This is a genomic window from Ruegeria sp. CF3 (assembly GCF_056537365.1).
The window spans coordinates 32,419-47,474 of the sequence record NZ_JBQFRK010000001.1 but is presented as its reverse complement, the minus strand read 5'-3'; the positions used below and the strand labels follow the sequence as shown (position 1 = coordinate 47,474).

Annotated in this window: 19 protein-coding genes; 13 read left to right on the top strand and 6 right to left on the bottom strand. The window is 57.8% G+C overall.

Translation table 11 applies throughout. From position 1 onward, the window contains the following. Positions 1 to 8: 8 nt before the first annotated feature. From ACR0KC_RS00295 to nthA, 3 genes are read right to left on the bottom strand one after another with little or no spacing between them, the layout of a single operon-like run. Entirely contained in the window at positions 9 to 338 is a 330-nt protein-coding gene (locus ACR0KC_RS00295) for a nitrile hydratase accessory protein (RefSeq protein WP_170510675.1), read from the bottom strand. Further along, entirely contained in the window at positions 335 to 1,012 is a 678-nt protein-coding gene (gene nthB, locus ACR0KC_RS00290) for a nitrile hydratase subunit beta (RefSeq protein ID WP_170596043.1), read from the bottom strand. The genes ACR0KC_RS00295 and nthB overlap by 4 nt, the downstream gene beginning before the upstream one ends. After that, positions 1,009 to 1,623, bottom strand: coding sequence for a nitrile hydratase subunit alpha (gene nthA / locus ACR0KC_RS00285; RefSeq protein WP_170404906.1), 615 nt, complete (start codon positions 1,621 to 1,623; stop codon positions 1,009 to 1,011). The genes nthB and nthA overlap by 4 nt, the downstream gene beginning before the upstream one ends. A gap of 151 nt (positions 1,624 to 1,774) precedes the next feature. Here nthA and secG point away from each other — a divergent pair, with 151 nt between their 5' ends. From secG to ACR0KC_RS00255, 6 genes are all read left to right on the top strand, one after another. After that, a complete protein-coding gene (gene secG / locus ACR0KC_RS00280; RefSeq protein ID WP_010439184.1) occupies positions 1,775 to 2,143 on the top strand; it encodes a preprotein translocase subunit SecG in 369 nt (122 codons plus the stop codon). A 159-nt stretch (positions 2,144 to 2,302) separates the two neighbouring features. Then, positions 2,303 to 3,946, top strand: a complete 1,644-nt coding sequence (locus tag ACR0KC_RS00275) for a CTP synthase (RefSeq protein ID WP_170421030.1) — start codon at positions 2,303 to 2,305, stop codon at positions 3,944 to 3,946. 102 nt (positions 3,947 to 4,048) lie between these two features. Continuing rightward, on the top strand, positions 4,049 to 4,825 hold the full coding sequence (locus tag ACR0KC_RS00270) for an isocitrate lyase/PEP mutase family protein (protein WP_170393586.1): 777 nt from the start codon (positions 4,049 to 4,051) through the stop codon (positions 4,823 to 4,825). A 71-nt stretch (positions 4,826 to 4,896) separates the two neighbouring features. Continuing rightward, complete coding sequence (locus tag ACR0KC_RS00265; RefSeq protein WP_480771344.1) at positions 4,897 to 5,190, top strand: DUF1330 domain-containing protein; 294 nt, start codon at positions 4,897 to 4,899, stop codon at positions 5,188 to 5,190. A gap of 41 nt (positions 5,191 to 5,231) precedes the next feature. Next, on the top strand, positions 5,232 to 5,681 hold the full coding sequence (locus tag ACR0KC_RS00260) for a tellurite resistance TerB family protein (RefSeq protein ID WP_170393590.1): 450 nt from the start codon (positions 5,232 to 5,234) through the stop codon (positions 5,679 to 5,681). Between the two features lie 21 nt (positions 5,682 to 5,702). Next, complete coding sequence (locus ACR0KC_RS00255; protein WP_170393592.1) at positions 5,703 to 6,140, top strand: tellurite resistance TerB family protein; 438 nt, start codon at positions 5,703 to 5,705, stop codon at positions 6,138 to 6,140. Between the two features lie 31 nt (positions 6,141 to 6,171). Here the strand turns inward: ACR0KC_RS00255 and ACR0KC_RS00250 are convergent, their stop codons facing one another. Continuing rightward, positions 6,172 to 6,750, bottom strand: a complete 579-nt coding sequence (locus ACR0KC_RS00250; RefSeq protein ID WP_170511099.1) for a disulfide bond formation protein B — start codon at positions 6,748 to 6,750, stop codon at positions 6,172 to 6,174. A 9-nt stretch (positions 6,751 to 6,759) separates the two neighbouring features. After that, positions 6,760 to 6,915, bottom strand: a complete 156-nt coding sequence (locus tag ACR0KC_RS00245) for a DUF5993 family protein (RefSeq protein WP_223118239.1) — start codon at positions 6,913 to 6,915, stop codon at positions 6,760 to 6,762. 366 nt (positions 6,916 to 7,281) lie between these two features. Here ACR0KC_RS00245 and ACR0KC_RS00240 point away from each other — a divergent pair, with 366 nt between their 5' ends. The 4 genes from ACR0KC_RS00240 to ACR0KC_RS00225 all read left to right on the top strand — a co-directional run bounded on the left by ACR0KC_RS00240 (position 7,282) and on the right by ACR0KC_RS00225 (position 10,612). Further along, positions 7,282 to 8,058 (top strand): ABC transporter ATP-binding protein, encoded by a 777-nt coding sequence (locus tag ACR0KC_RS00240; RefSeq protein WP_170393596.1) that lies wholly within the window; start codon positions 7,282 to 7,284, stop codon positions 8,056 to 8,058. A 33-nt stretch (positions 8,059 to 8,091) separates the two neighbouring features. Beyond that, the gene (locus ACR0KC_RS00235; protein WP_170393598.1) at positions 8,092 to 8,841 is read left to right on the top strand and encodes a transporter substrate-binding domain-containing protein; all 750 of its coding nucleotides are present in this window, start codon (positions 8,092 to 8,094) and stop codon (positions 8,839 to 8,841) included. An 80-nt stretch (positions 8,842 to 8,921) separates the two neighbouring features. After that, positions 8,922 to 9,809 (top strand): ABC transporter permease, encoded by an 888-nt coding sequence (locus ACR0KC_RS00230; protein ID WP_170393600.1) that lies wholly within the window; start codon positions 8,922 to 8,924, stop codon positions 9,807 to 9,809. Beyond that, positions 9,806 to 10,612 (top strand): ABC transporter permease subunit, encoded by an 807-nt coding sequence (locus ACR0KC_RS00225; protein WP_170421026.1) that lies wholly within the window; start codon positions 9,806 to 9,808, stop codon positions 10,610 to 10,612. Before ACR0KC_RS00230 ends, ACR0KC_RS00225 begins: the two co-directional genes overlap by 4 nt. On the opposite strand, the gene ACR0KC_RS00220 is transcribed toward ACR0KC_RS00225, so the two are convergent. Next, the gene (locus ACR0KC_RS00220) at positions 10,609 to 11,418 is read right to left on the bottom strand and encodes a M90 family metallopeptidase (RefSeq protein WP_170421024.1); all 810 of its coding nucleotides are present in this window, start codon (positions 11,416 to 11,418) and stop codon (positions 10,609 to 10,611) included. The two genes, ACR0KC_RS00225 and ACR0KC_RS00220, sit on opposite strands and share 4 nt — an antisense overlap. Before the next feature lie 211 nt (positions 11,419 to 11,629). Here ACR0KC_RS00220 and ACR0KC_RS00215 point away from each other — a divergent pair, with 211 nt between their 5' ends. The 3 genes from ACR0KC_RS00215 to ACR0KC_RS00205 are packed head-to-tail and all read left to right on the top strand — an operon-like array spanning position 11,630 to position 15,046. Continuing rightward, complete coding sequence (locus tag ACR0KC_RS00215) at positions 11,630 to 12,949, top strand: glutamine synthetase family protein (RefSeq protein ID WP_480771343.1); 1,320 nt, start codon at positions 11,630 to 11,632, stop codon at positions 12,947 to 12,949. Positions 12,950 to 13,007: 58 nt separating this feature from the next. Then, positions 13,008 to 13,688: a type 1 glutamine amidotransferase gene (locus ACR0KC_RS00210; protein ID WP_480771342.1), complete on the top strand. Its 681-nt coding sequence runs from the start codon at positions 13,008 to 13,010 to the stop codon at positions 13,686 to 13,688. Then, positions 13,688 to 15,046 carry a glutamine synthetase family protein gene (locus ACR0KC_RS00205; RefSeq protein WP_480771341.1) on the top strand — a complete coding sequence of 453 codons (1,359 nt, stop codon included), beginning with the start codon at positions 13,688 to 13,690 and terminating at the stop codon, positions 15,044 to 15,046. The genes ACR0KC_RS00210 and ACR0KC_RS00205 overlap by 1 nt, the downstream gene beginning before the upstream one ends. Positions 15,047 to 15,056 lie beyond the last annotated feature (10 nt).

Genomic DNA, 15,056 nt, shown 5'->3' with positions numbered 1-15,056 from the left:
CTCTGCTTTTAGCGCAATTGTACGGGATGACCGTGGGGTGTTGTCAGGTAAGCCTCTTCCCATGCATTGCGAAGATCCTGGACATCATCAGTGGGCGCTTCCCCCTGCTCAGCCAGCAGCGCCTCCAAGGTCTCTAACCAAGCGTGAAAGTAATCGTCCCCACCATCCAGATCTTTTTTGAGGCCGTTCCGTTTCAAAGTATTGGAAAACCGTTCCGCCCAGTCCGGCCAATCAAACCGGCCCGCTTCGTTCAAGGCCACTGTGACCGCAAAAACCTGCGCGTGCCAGGGCTCGGCAAAAATCGGCTCGGGGGCTGAGTGAGTGATACAATCGCTCATGCGGGCTCCAAATAAGACTGCCAGAGGTCCAGCACGACTTCATCCGCCGGGTGCTCAGGGTTTGCCCAAAGTTCTGAGGCGGGAAACACGACCGCATATAGCGGCTCGGGGGCTTCACCCAACCCATGGGCGTTGGAATCCGGCAGGACATGAGTGCCATGCAGCCTGAGGATGCGACCCGTTGCACCCGCGGCATAGATCGGCAACCGGGTGTGGCCGCCATCAACCAGTCGATTGGCGCTCTGGCCCAAGGTTCGGACGGCCTGTCCAGCCTGAAACCGAACTTCGACGTTCGACGGGCGATCTGCGGGTCCACCTTTGGCCAAAGCGCCTGCGACGGCGTCAGCCTTCAGGGTACGCTCAGTCAGAGGATGAACACCATCCCCGTCAACACCGCGCAAATCATCAAGCGTCAGGACACCCTTTTCGACCAGAAGATCAGCCAGACCGGACATCCATTTCTCATAGTAAGAAAACCGCGCGTAGTCCGTAGGAGACAACCTTTCCCGCGCGTGGCGTGAGACATCGATATTCCATTGCCCCAGAAACCCCGCAGCGAGCGTTACCGCCAGCGCCCGACCGTGCCAGTCTTCGGCAAACACCGGCGCGTCTTCGGGTTCCGGGTTCACCGGACCATCACCAAAGCGCCCTCCCATATCATGTACGCGCGTCATGACGGCACCTTGGGTAGCCCAGTGCCGATCATGCTGTCGCGGGTGACCAGCGCGGCCAGTTCATCCGCGTTCAATCCTTCTGTGCTCTCTGGGCGCATCGGCAGGACGAGGTAACGAATTTCGGCCGTCGAATCCCAGACGCGAACCGAAGTGCCTTCGGGCAAGGTAACGCCAAACTCAGACAGGACCTTGCGCGGCTCTCGCACGGCGCGGGCGCGGTAAGCGTCAGATTTGTACCAGCCCGGTGGAATTCCTAGCAGCGGCCACGGGTAACAGCTGCACAAGGTGCAGACGACCATGTTGTGCTGTTCAGGCGTGTTCTCGACGACCACCATATGCTCACCCTGACGACCGTAATAGCCCAGATCCGCCACGACTGATGTGGCGTCTGCCAGCAGCGCGGCTCTGAAATCGGGATCACTCCAAGCCTTGGCAACAACATGCGCGCCGTTCTGTGGACCTATCTTGTTCTGATAAGTATCGATGATTTCATCCAGCGCTGCAGGATCAATCAGACCCTTGCGGGTCAGAATCGTCTCAAGCGCTTTGACGCGCAGCGCGGGTTCGGGAGGCAACAGGGCGTGCGGGTGGTCGTGATCATCATGTGGCATGAGGCGCAGCCTGCGCGACAGAACAGCGCTCTGTCCAGTCTCTTTGGTGTGATATGAAACATCACCGCACGTGATGCCAACTCGTGACTTGCCCCCGCTGGCAAACTTGCATAAGTACCACGCGATACACGCCACGCTGTACAGGACCACCATGGAAAACGTCGTTCTCATCATCCACCTTCTTCTGGCCTTGGGCCTGATTGTCGTTGTGCTGATGCAACGTTCCGAAGGCGGCGGCCTTGGGATGGGTGGCGGTGGCGGCGGGGCCATGACGGGCCGCGCGGCAGCAACGGCGTTGGGCAAGCTGACATGGATCCTGGCCGCGTGCTTTATCGTCACCTCGATCACGCTGACGATTCTGGCGGCCCAGAAATCTTCTGGCAGCTCGGTGATTGACCGTTTGGGCGTGCCTGCCCCGGCCCCGGCTGAGGAAAGCGCTCCGGCAGTCCCATCGGCAGATGAATTGTTGCCGCCGGCGCAAGGCGACAATGCTCCGCTGATCCCGCAGGCGGCCGACTAAGCCACAAAACCTAGAAAGCCATAAGGGAACTGCAACAGCATCTTGCGGTTCTCTTGCGCTATGTGCGCGAATCCTTTATACGTGAAGTCCCGTGATGCAGCGGTTTTTTCGAACCGCCGGGCAGCTAATAATGACGTCTCACGGGAGCAGCCGAAAAACATGGCGCGTTTTATTTTCATCACTGGTGGTGTGGTTTCGTCCTTGGGCAAAGGACTGGCTTCGGCGGCGTTGGGATCGCTGTTGCAGGCCCGCGGATATTCGGTGCGTCTGCGCAAGCTGGACCCCTATCTAAACGTCGATCCGGGCACCATGTCGCCCTTCGAACACGGCGAAGTATTCGTCACCGATGACGGCGCTGAAACCGATCTGGACCTTGGCCACTACGAACGCTTCACCGGTGTGGCGGCACGCAAGACCGACTCGGTCAGCTCGGGGCGGATTTATTCCAACGTGCTGGAGAAAGAACGCCGTGGAGATTACCTCGGCAAGACCATTCAGGTGATCCCGCACGTCACCAATGAGATCAAGGATTTCATCGCGATTGGCGAGGATGAAGTTGATTTCATGCTCTGTGAAATCGGCGGCACCGTAGGTGATATTGAGGGCCTGCCCTTCTTTGAAGCGATCCGCCAGTTCAGTCAGGACAAGCCGCGCGGTCAGTGTATCTTCATGCACCTGACGTTGCTGCCCTATATCAAAGCCTCGGGCGAGTTGAAAACCAAGCCGACCCAGCATTCGGTGAAAGAGTTGCGCTCGATCGGTCTAGCCCCCGACATTCTGGTCTGCCGGTCCGAGGGACCGATTCCAACCAAAGAACGCGAAAAGCTGGCCCTTTTCTGCAATGTCCGCCCTGACAGCGTGATTGCCGCACAAGACCTCAGCACCATCTACGACGCCCCGCTGGCCTATCACCGTGAAGGTCTGGATCAGGCGGTTCTGGACGCATTCCAGATCAGCCCGGCCCCCAAGCCCGATCTGGCCAAATGGGAAGACGTCAGCGACCGCATCCACAACGCCGAAGGCGAAGTGAAAGTAGCCATCGTCGGCAAATACACCCAGCTTGAAGATGCCTACAAGTCAATTGCCGAGGCCCTGACCCATGGCGGCATGGCCAACCGCGTCCGCGTCAAGATCGAGTGGGTCGATGCCGAGGTGTTTGACAACGAAGACGCCGCACCTCATCTGGAAGGCTTCCACGCCATCCTGGTCCCCGGCGGCTTTGGCGAGCGTGGGACAGAAGGCAAGATCAAGGCCGCTCAATATGCGCGTGAACACAAAGTGCCCTATCTGGGCATCTGTCTGGGCATGCAGATGGCCGTGATCGAAGCCGCACGCAACGCGGCGGGAATCACCGAAGCCGGGTCCGAGGAATTCGACCACGAGGCTGGCAAAAAGCGTTTTGAACCCGTTGTTTACCACCTGAAAGAATGGGTGCAGGGCAACCACAAGGTCGAACGCAAAGTCGGAGACGACAAGGGCGGCACCATGCGTTTGGGCGCCTATAATGCGGTTCTGGCCGAAGGCTCGAAGGTCGCGGAAGTCTATGGCGGCACCCAGATTGAGGAACGCCACCGTCACCGCTACGAGGTCGACATCAAGTACCGCGACAAACTGGAAAAGGCAGGCCTGAATTTCTCGGGCATGTCCCCGGATGGTCGCCTGCCGGAAATCGTCGAATGGTCGGATCACCCATGGTTTATTGGTGTTCAGTATCACCCGGAACTGAAATCCAAACCCTTCGACCCGCACCCCCTGTTCCGCGAATTCGTGCGCGCCGCGAAAGACACCTCGCGTCTGGTCTGATCACGGGCCGATAACAGATTTGTACCAGTCGGCGCGAAATATCTTTACGCGCCGGCGGTTTGCACGGTTAACTGCCGCCATAGCAGCGACAGGAGACCGGCCATGACCGATCAGATTACCCAAGCAGAAACATTTGCCGCCCTGCACAAGAAGGGTGATCCGGTCATCCTCTATAACATTTGGGACCCCGGCAGCGCCGTCGCTGTACGCGATGCAGGGGCCAAAGCGCTGGCGACTGGCAGTGCTCCGGTCGCGATGGCGCAGGGGTTTTCGGACGGCCAGAACATCCCGTTTGAGTTGGCGTTAGACAACGCTCGCCGCATTGTCGAGGCGGTTGATATACCGGTCACCATGGACCTCGAAGGCGCTTATGCCGAGGATACTTTTGGCATATCGGCCAATGTCAAACGCGCGCTGGAAACCGGAGTAATCGGCTTTAACTTCGAAGATCAGGTCGTTGGAACTAAAGATCTTTATGACATCGAAACACAGGCAGCGCGTGTCGCTGCGATGCGCGAAAGCTGTGACGTGGCCGGTGTTCCCGCCTTCATCAACGCCCGCACTGACATCTTCCTCAAAGCCGCTCCGGACACGCATGATCAAGCGATGCTGGATGACGCCATGGCCCGCGCGGCAGCCTACGCCGATGCCGGAGCCAGCGGGTTCTTCGCACCGGGCCTGAAAGACGAATCCATGATTGGCCAGCTTTGCGCGGCCACCGACTTGCCGGTCAACATCATTGCCCTGCCCGGCACGCCTGACACGCCGACGCTGGCGAAACTCGGCGTGGCCCGGATCAGCTATGGCCCGGTTCCCTATCGGCAAATGACCGCTTGGTTACAGGATTCAGCACGCGCCGCGTTGCAATCCGGTGGATGATCCACTTTTAGGGGATTGCATTTCAACCTGTTCCTCCGCACCTTGCATCCGATACCAGCGGAGGACACCTTGTGGCCAAAGGATACTGGGTTGCCCATGTCGATGTAGACGACATTGAAACCTACAAATCTTACATTGCTGCCAATGCGGCCCCATTCGCCGATTACGGGGCCAAGTTTCTTGTACGCGGCGGCGAGAGGAGCGAGCCCGAAGGCAAGGCTCGCGCCCGCACCGTTGTCATCGAATTTCCCAGCTATGAACAGGCGCTGGCCTGCTATGAAAGCGATGCCTATCAAGCCGCCAAGGCCTTGCGCGATCCGGTTTCGACCGGCGATCTTGTGATTATTCAGGGCTATGAGAGCTAGCACCGCTTGGCGCGCCTCGAATTACGGAATATCCTGCCGATATGTTGAAAAAATTCTTCCAGGCCTTTCGGCCGCCGCAACATGACAAACTGCCCGATCCTGATGCCGAACTGGCCCTGGGGGCATTGCTGGTACGTGTCGCGCAGGCCGACCGCGACTATAAGCTGGAAGAGATCAGCCTGATCGACCGCATTCTTGCGCGACTTTACCAGCACAATGCGATCGAGGCCGCCAAGGTCCGCGCCACCTGCGAAAAATTGCACGCAGCTGCTCCGGAAACAGATACATTCGGCAAACTGATCCGCGAAACCACCGATCTTCAGGAACGCTTGGCCGCGCTTGACGCCCTGTGGGAGGTCGTGCTGGCCGATGGCAACTCGGACGAGGGCGAGGTCAAGATCGTCGAAGAAGCCCGCATTGCCATGGGCCTCAGCTTCAACGACAGCAAAGCGGCACGCGAGCGGATACAAAGCCGCTTGGAAGCGACCTAGGCTATCTCTATATAAACGCTTATGTTCAGTGATTTCCTGTCCCGGCTCACGCAGCCGCAGCCCGACCCGCTTGTCGAAGATGATGCCCGTCTGGCCCTCACCGCCCTGTTGGTGCGTATCGCTCGGTCCGACAACGACTATGCCGATACCGAAATGGCCCGAATCGACCGCATCTCGGCCGAACGCTACGGCCTGTCGCCATTTGAGGCCGCAGCCCTGCGCGCCCGCGCCGAAGACCTTGAAGCCGAGGCGCCCGACACCGTCCGCTTTACTCGCGCCATCAAAGAGGCCATCGCCTATGACGACCGCTTGGCCGTTGTGCAGGCCATGTGGTCGGTCGCACTGGCGGATGGGCACCGCAGCGGTGAAGAGGATTCTCTGCTACGCCTTGTCGTCAGCCTGCTCGGCGTGAGCGATGTGGATTCTGCGCTTGCAAGACAAAAGGCGGCGAAGGTCTGATCAACCGGCAAGCCTTTGGGCGTTGTCAGCGCTATGAATCGCTGCCTTCAAGCTCATTCAGAAACTTGTAGTCTGTCGGCGGATCGTCACAGATGCCAGGCCCACACTCCAAAAGCGCTGAACCAGCATTCGCGACGGCCAATACCAAAATCAGGAAAAACGCTGTTTTGGCCAATGTACTTCCTCCGAAGCGTTCGGTTGCCCGAACGTCCGAGGCAAGATCATACTGCTTCTCGAATACCAGCATGATTGCGGTGCCAAGGATGATCAAACCAAAGGCAACTCCCGCCCAGGTATAGAAGTGTAGGCCCAGAACCGGGGAGCCGTAGTGCCCTGTTCCGGGCACGATATGCAGCAGGATCTGGCGGATCGAAACGCTGATCCCAAATATCGCTGCCACCAGCACGATGCCATAGTTTCTGGCGCGCGTACCCCATAACAGGTTCAGAGCAAGCCCGAACCCAACGGCCACGAATCCCACGCGTTGGAGCAAACATAACGGACAGGGCAGTTCGTAAAGGACAAGCTGAAAGTAGAAGGCAAGCACCAGAACCAGGCAAACCGCCAGTGCACCAATCGCATTCATGTTACGAGCAAATTCAGGTGACATTGGACGACCTCACAGTTGAATCGTTAAGGGGGTCGTGGCGTGAAACTTCAGCCAGTAGGCACTCGCCAAAAGCGTCAGCACGAACAATGCGTATGAAATTCTGACCAGCTTAAAGTATGCCAGCACCATCGTGCCGGCGAACAATGCAAATAATAGCGCGATCACAAGAAGCCCCTTACGTGAATTGAATTCGTATATTTCAATCTTTAACTCAAAACGAATTATTCCCAAATTCAAACAGTTTTGGTGATTGGATCAAGCCAGTTCAATAAATTTGGTTTCGCTGAGGATCACCTCGGTTGATCCGGAATCCTGTGACCTGAATCTCTGGGCCGCAATCAAGAGATTGATCTGGCTGACCTGTCGATAATGGTGCATCGAGTCACAGAATGCGCCCAACAAACTGACAGTTTAGACAGCGCGACCGCCCGATTTGGCAATTTCGCTGCGTGAACTTGTCAATTGCGCATTGCATTAGCCCGATTTTTCAGCCCTATTACCGCACCAACACCAATCATATCTGGACTGCCCGTGACAGACGCCGCTCCCGTCATTGAGATCAAGAACCTGCACAAAAGCTTTGGCCAACTCGAGGTGCTCAAGGGCGTGGACATCACCGCGCATCGCGGCGACGTCGTGTCGCTGATTGGATCATCCGGTTCGGGGAAGTCTACCCTGCTGCGCTGCTGCAATCTGTTGGAAGACAGCCAAGAGGGCGAGATTCTGTTCAAAGGCGAGCCCGTCCGTTGGACTGGCAGCCACAATCATCGCCGTCCCGCCGATCCCAAGCAGGTGCTGCGCATCCGCACAAATCTGTCGATGGTGTTCCAGCAGTTCAATCTGTGGGCCCATATGACCATCCTGCAGAATGTGATGGAGGCTCCGGTCACTGTCATGGGCCGCGACAAGGCCGAGGTCGAAGACAGCGCGCGCAAATATCTGGAAAAGGTCGGCATCGGCGACAAATGCGACGTCTATCCGGCGCAACTATCGGGCGGACAGCAACAACGCGCCGCAATCGCACGTGGGCTGTGCATGGAACCTCAGGCGCTGCTGTTTGACGAACCGACCTCAGCGCTCGATCCCGAACTGGAACAGGAAGTGATCAAAGTGATCAAGGATCTGGCCGCAGAAGGCCGCACCATGATCATCGTGACCCATGACATGAAGATGGCTGCGGATATCTCCAGCCACGTTGTGTTCCTGCATCAGGGCCTGATCGAAGAAGAGGGTTCAGCCGAAGACATTTTCACTGCCCCTGAATCCGAACGGCTTCAGGGCTTTCTCTCCGCCACTCAGGCGGCTTAACCAACGGACAGAACCAATAAAGGGGAGTAACTCATGAAAAACCTGATTCTGACCACCGCAGCGCTGGCGTTGACCGCCGGTATCGCAATGGCCGAAACTGTGCGCATGGGCACCGAGGGCGCCTACCCTCCGTACAACTTCATCAATGATGCTGGTGAGATCGACGGCTTCGAGCGTGAAGTCGGTGACGAGCTGTGCAAGCGCGCTGGTCTGGAATGTGAATGGGTCAAGAACGACTGGGATTCGATCATTCCGAACCTGGTTTCAGGCAACTACGATACCATCATCGCCGGCATGTCGATCACTGACGAACGCGATGAGGTCATCGACTTCACCCAGAACTACTACCCGCCGACCGCCTCAGCTTACGTAGCTGCTTCAGATGGCGCTGACACGAAAGGTGGCATCGTCGCTGCACAGACCGCAACCATTCAGGCCGGTCACGTTGCTGAATCCGGCGCGACTCTGGTCGAATTCGCCACCCCCGAAGAAACCATCGCCGCGGTGCGCAACGGCGAAGCGGATGCTGTGCTGGCTGACTATGACTTCCTGGTCCCGATTGTTGAGGAATCCGGTGGCGAGCTGGTCTTTGTCGGCGATCTTGTCCCGCTGGGCGGTGGCATCGGCATGGGCCTGCGCGAGAGCGACGCAGAACTGCGCGGCAAGTTCGATGACGCGATTTCGTCCATGAAGGCAGACGGCACGCTCAACGAGATGCTGGTCAAATGGTTTGGCGAAGGTATCGCTACATACAACACAGACGGCTCGGTCGTAACCAACTAAGCCCTCCGTCCAATTGTCCGGCGCGTGCGCGCGCCGGACCTGCCGGACCTGAGACCGGCCAGACGTTCGAAAGACGCCTTATGTTCTCCTACTGCGCTGATCCTGACACGCTGGGCACGTTCCGCTGGTTCTCGTGCTATCTGACCAATGGCGTCCACTGGTCGTTCTACCTTTCTTTCTTCAAGGTGCTGGGTCTGCTGGCCGTCACCGCCCCGGTCGCCCTGAGCTTCGGTTTTGCCGGCGCTATGGCAGCGCGATCGCATTTCCCGCCGCTTAGCTGGCTGGGTAAGGCCTATATCGCCATCGTGCGTGGCGTGCCTGATATCGCTTTCTTTCTGTTCTTCGTGATCGCTCTGGATCAGGGCTTTGAATGGCTGCGCCATAAAGTGCTCTGCCCCGAATGGACCGATCCGGTGCGGCAGGGCAACGACTTCATCGTCTGTCAGGCCGCCAAGCTGCCGCTGGGCACTGCACCCGAATGGGTGCATGAAACCTACGGCTTCTTCCTTGCCGTCGTCACATTCTCTATCGTGTTCGGCGCGTTTGCCGCCAACGTCCTGTTCGGCGGCATGCGCGCTGTACCACATGCCCAGCTTGAGACGGCCGCAGCCTACGGCATGACACGCCGCCAGACCTTTTGGCGTATCCTAGTGCCGCAAATGTGGGTCTACGCCCTACCCGGCCTATCGAACCTGTGGATGGTGCTGATCAAGGCCACGCCACTGCTGTTTCTGCTGGGCATCGAAGATATCGTCTATTGGGCGCGCGAGTTGGGCGGCACAAAAACATCCCGCTTTACCGATTACCCTCATGGCGACTGGCGCATGTGGTACTTCCTCGCCCTGCTGATCTTCTACCTCGGAATGACCCGCGTCTCGGAAATCGGGCTTGAAAAACTGATGCGCCGCCTGTCCCATGGTCAGGCCACATCGGGCGGAGAGCTTCTGCGCAAGGAGACCACCGCATGAGCTGCATCCAGACCATTCAAGATTACGGCCTCCGTTCGCTGGGCTTTGGGGAACGCCTGCTGCCCAAAGCCGATTTCACCCTCTGCGAGCACTTCACGCTGATCGGCTCGGGCATGATCTGGAATATCTATTTCGGGATCATGGCGATGGTCACGGGGTTCTTCCTCGCCACCGCGTTGGCCGTCGGCAAAGCCTCGTCGAATAAATGGCTGCGTAAACCGTCCGAGTGGTTCATCTTTTTGTTCCGCGGCTCGCCGCTGTTCATCCAGTTCTTCTTTGCCTATTTCTTCTTCCTTTCGCTGAAGAAGCCCTATCCGATGTTCGACGCCTTCACCTCGGCCTGGCTGGGGGCGCTGATCGTGCTGTTCCTGAATACTTCCGCCTATTCGGGTGAGATCTTCTATGGCGCCCTTCGTTCAATCCCCAAGGGCGATATCGAAGCCGCCGACGCCTATGGCATGTCCGGTTGGTCGCGCTTCCGACGTATCGTTTGGCCCACAATGCTGCGGCTGGCGTGGCCCGCCTATACGAACGAAGCGATCTTTGTCTTCCAGTCCACCACACTGGTCTTCTTCTCGGCCTTCCCGGCCTGGCAACAACGGGGCGACGCGCTCTACTACGCCAGCTACTTCGCGGACAAGACGTTCAACCCGTTCATCCCCTACCCGATTCTGGCGTTCTATTTCATCCTGCTGACGCTGGTCATCGTTTGGGGCTTCGGAAGGGTCAACAAACGCCTGAACCGCCACCTACCTGCCGAGCGGAAAGCCAAGATGCGCTTCCGACTAAATTTGGCGCGCTAAGCCCACTCCACCGGGTTCAGCCGGAACAGTTTCGAAAGCTGCTCATAGACCTCGGGCACCTCGTGCTTCAGCGCTTTCGGGCGCTCAAAGAACACTTCGACCGAGACGGCAAAGAACTCTTCATGCCCGGTTGCGCCATAGGGGTCGATAACCGTGTGCCGCCCGCTTTCAATCGCGTGAACATGCGCGTCATAGGCGGTCAGGAATACCTTTTCCCATTCGGCAAAGCTCTGCCCTTCACTCAGGATCGGTACGCCATTTGTACCCCCGGACAGATCATCGATCTGATGCGCAAATTCATGCAGCACTACGTTCTGCCCGTCGCGATCATCCAGAGCGCCCTGCTGGCTGTGTGCCCATGATAAAATGACCGGTCCGCGATCCCAGCTTTCCCCGGTCCGCACGATCTCTTTCTCGGACACGACATAGCCCGAGCGCCGCTGCTGCTTTGACTTGAACGCATTGGGATAGATCAGAATGGTCGTCAGATTGTCATACCAAATGTCGCTATTGATCACGAGCAAACAGGCCTGCGCCGCAATCGACAGCTCCATCTCCTCAGTCACTTCCAACCCGTCGCAGCCGTAGAAGCTCACTTGATCCAGAAACAGGTTCACCTTGCCATCCAAGTGGCTGCGCAGCCCGGCGGGCAGCCGCCGGATGATGGGAACTTGCTGATCAATGATGTCCCGTTGATCCGAGGTCAGACGCGTCGCCAACAGCGCCGCGCGGGCCTGTCTCTTGGACCAGACGTAATAGCCGACCCCGCCTGCGATCAGTAACACTATGGTAAGAAAGATGAACATATCTGAGACTATAGGTATCGCTACGCCCGGCACAATCGGGCACTTGAATGTTGTACAACTCGGAAGACAGCGGTCTCGACCACTGTACAAGTCGGTTGATTTTCAACATCGCGCCCCACCGCAAGCGACGCCTATTCGTAATTTGATCAAATTTCGTGACAAGACGCTAATCCTGATTTAAACCTCTCGTGACTAGACCACGGAGCCCCCAATGGACCTGAGCGCCCTGCATACATTCCGCGTCGCCGCCTGTGACCTCAACGGTCAGATGCGTGGCAAACGCGTGCCGCCCTCATACGGTGCCAAGTTGGACAAAGGCGCCGTACGCATGCCGTTCTCTGCGCTCAATGTCGATCTCTGGGGCGCTGATATCGAAGGCAGCCCGCTTGTCTTCGAAAGCGGTGATGCAGATGGTGTGTTGCGCCCCACCGGGCGTGGTCCGATTCCCATGCCCTGGCTGGATACACCCACCGCGCTGGTGCCCATGTGCCTCTACCACGATGACGGCACGCCTTTTGCAGGCGATCCGAGACACGCGCTTTCTGCGGTTCTGGATCGATTTTCCGAACGGGGCTGGTCGGTCATCGCCGCTACCGAACTCGAGTTCACTCTGCTTGACGCCTCAGGCGACCAACCGCAGCCTCCGATCAACCCAGTCACGCGCCGCAGGCTGCAGGACGAAGCCGTTCTGTCGATGGCCGAAATGGACGCGTTTGATGCGTTCTTCACCGATCTCTACGATGGTTGCGCCGCTATGGGTATTCCCGCTCAGACTGCAATATCTGAAAGCGGGATCGGTCAGTTCGAGATCAATCTGAACCATCAGGACGCCATGCGCTGCGCCGATGATACGTGGCTTTTCAAGACCTTGGCGCGTGGCGTGGCCCGCAAGCATGGCTTCACAGCAACCTTCATGTCCAAGCCCTATGCCGAGGATGCGGGCAACGGGATGCATGTGCATTTCTCGGTCGTCGATGTCGATGGACGCAATGTCTTCGATGACGGAGGGGCCGAGGGAACCGATGAACTGCGCTCGGCGGTTGCTGGATGTCTGACTGCGATGCCCGGCTCTACGCTGATCTTCGCGCCGCATGGCAATTCTTACACGCGCCTCGTGCCTGGTGCCCACGCACCCACCGGAGCAAGCTGGGCCTATGAAAACCGCACAGCGGCCCTGCGCATTCCGGGTGGTGCCCCTGCCGCCCGACGGATCGAACATCGCGTTGCTGGCGGTGACATCAACCCCTATCTCATGCTGGCCGCAGTTCTGGGCGCGGCAATGGTTGGGATCGAGGATGGCCTGCGACCGCCCAGCCCGATTTCGGGCAATGCCTATGAGTTGACCGATCTGCCGCAGCTGGCAGCCGACTGGCCGTCGGCCATCTCTGCTTTCGAAACTGACCCGGTAGTTGCGCGCATTTTCCCGGACGATCTGATCCGCAACCTGGTGATGACCAAACGGCAGGAAATTGCACGATTCGCGTCCCACCCCCCTGACGAGCACTGGCTCAGCTATCTTGAGAGCGTTTGAACCTCTTGCCCAGCTCGCTTCGCTCCGTTAGAATAAATTTGATCAAATTTGGTGAACTATGAAAATCGGCATCCTTGTAACCGGCCACCCACCCGATGAATTGCATGAACAATTCGGGGAATATGATGGCATGTTTCGCGCATTACTGGGTGGGAAGGGCTTTGAATTCCAAACATACGCAGTGGTCGATGGTGAGTTTCCGGAAGACGCGCATCAGGCCGACGGGTGGATCATCACCGGATCTCGTCATGGCGCATACGAAGATCACGCTTGGATTCCCCCGCTTGAACAGCTGATCCGGGATATTCAGAAGGCAGGGAACCCCTTGATTGGTGTTTGCTTTGGCCATCAGATCATCGCACAAGCGCTTGGTGGAAAAGTGGAAAAGTTTGATGGCGGCTGGGCTGTAGGACGCACGGAATACAGCTTTGGCGATCAGACCGTCACCTTGAATGCTTGGCATCAGGATCAAGTGACCAAACTGCCCGCAGGTGCGGTGGTCACCGGTACGAATGACTTTTGCCAGAACGCCATGGTCACCTATGGCGATACGATCTGGACCGTGCAGGCCCATCCTGAATATGGAAATGACTTCATACAGGGCTTGATGGAGACCCGAGGCAAAGGCGTGGTTCCCGATGCGTTGATGCAGGCGGCAGCGAACCGGAAAGATGCCCCGGATGATAATGCCAAAATCGGACACCACATGGCAGAGTTCCTAAAGAAAGTGAGGGCCTGATGGCCGACTGGACAGATCAGCTGCCTGAGGCGGCGCGCACCTACTTTGAAGGCAAACGGCTGGATGAGGTTGAATGCATCATCTCTGACCTGCCCGGCATCGCCCGCGGCAAGGCGGTCCCTGCGTCAAAGTTTGCCAAGCAATCCTATTTTCACCTACCCGACAGCATTTTCTACCAGACCATCACAGGGGATTGGGGCGAAGCTGCAGGTGAGGACGGTTTCATTGAGCGGGACATGATCCTGAAACCCGACTTCTCAACTGCGTCGGCCGCTCCTTGGACGGGCGACTGGACCTTGCAGGTGATTCACGACGCGTTCGACCGAGATGGCGAGCCGATCCCTTTCAGCCCCCGCAATGTGCTCAAACGCGTTGTGAAGATGTATCACGAAAAAGGTTGGAAGCCGGTTGTCGCCCCCGAGATGGAATTTTTTCTTGTCGCGCCGAATGTAGATCCCGCGCAAGGGATCAAGCCGATGATGGGCCGCTCGGGCCGACCTGCGGCGGCGCGGCAGGCTTACTCGATGACAGCGGTCGATGAATTCGGGCCGGTGATCGACGACATCTACGACTTTGCCGAGTTTCAGGGGTTTGAGATCGACGGGATCACGCAAGAAGGCGGTGCCGGACAACTAGAGATCAATCTACGTCATGGCGATCCTGTAAAACTGGCCGATGAGGTATTCTACTTCAAACGTCTGATCCGCGAAGCCGCGTTGCGTCACAACTGCTTTGCGACATTCATGGCGAAACCGATCGAGGATGAGCCGGGCTCGGCCATGCACATCCATCACTCGATCATCGAAAAAGAAACGGGACAGAACATCTTCTCCGGTCCACAAGGTGGCGAGACGGATGCGTTTTATCACTTCATCGCCGGCTTGCAGAACCACCTGCCTGCAGGGCTGGCGGTGATGGCACCGTATGTGAATTCTTATCGCCGTTACGTCAAAGACCATGCGGCCCCGATTAATCTGGAATGGGCACGCGACAATCGCACAACTGGCATTCGCGTACCTCTGTCCGGCCCCGAGGCGCGCCGGGTCGAAAACCGCATCGCAGGCATGGACTGCAACCCTTATCTTGGTATCGCATTGTCGTTGGCCTGTGGCTATTTGGGCCTGACTCAGCAAGAACGCCCACGCCGCCAATTCTATGGCGACGCCTATGAAGGCGACGGCGATATCCCTCAGATCATGGGTGAAGCTCTGGACCTGTTTGATGAAGCGACAGCCCTGCACGAAGTTCTGGGTCCCGAGTTCGCCCGTGTCTACGGCATCGTCAAACGTGCTGAGTACGAAGAGTTCCTGCAGGTCATTTCCCCGTGGGAACGCGAGCATCTGCTGATGAACGTCTAGGGCAAAGACG